1 protein-coding gene is annotated in these 587 nt (G+C 74.8%); it reads left to right on the top strand.

Features of this window, described 5'->3' with window-relative positions:
• The coding region (gene xseA, locus G3I71_RS45835) for an exodeoxyribonuclease VII large subunit (RefSeq protein ID WP_164324871.1) at positions 1-587 on the top strand (587 nt) is incomplete at both ends.

Here is a 587-nt window from a genome sequence, read left to right as displayed (position 1 = left end):
CAACACCGCCGTGCAGGGGGTGAACGCGGTCAGTCAGGTGGTCCGGGCGGTCGAGGAGCTGGACGCGCTGCCCGAGGTGGATGTGATCGTCGTGGCCCGGGGCGGCGGCAGCGTGGAGGACCTGCTGCCGTTCTCCGACGAGCAGCTGATCCGGGCCGTGGCCTCCTGCCGTACGCCGGTGGTCTCGGCGATCGGCCATGAACCCGACTCCCCGCTGCTGGACCTGGTGGCCGACCTGCGCGCCTCCACGCCCACGGACGCGGCCAAGAAGGTCGTACCGGACGTGGGCGAGGAGCTGGAGCGGGTGCAGCAGCTCCGGGACCGGGCGCTGCGGACCGTACGGGGGATCCTGGACCGCGAGGAGCGGGGGCTCGCGCACGCGCTGGGCCGGCCCGCCATGGAGCACCCCCAGCGGCTGGTGGACGAGCGGGCGGCGGAGATCGACGCGCTCGTCGGGCGGAGCCGCCGGGTGCTGGGCCATCTGCTGGACCGGGCCGATTCGGAGCTCGTGCACACCCGGGCCCGGGTCGTCTCCCTGTCGCCCGCCGCCACACTGGAGAGGGGGTACGCGGTGCTCCAGCGGCCCG

Source organism: Streptomyces sp. SID12501 (assembly GCF_010550245.1).
In the GTDB taxonomy this organism is placed as follows: domain Bacteria; phylum Actinomycetota; class Actinomycetes; order Streptomycetales; family Streptomycetaceae; genus Streptomyces.
This window is presented reverse-complemented; position numbering and strand designations above follow the sequence as displayed.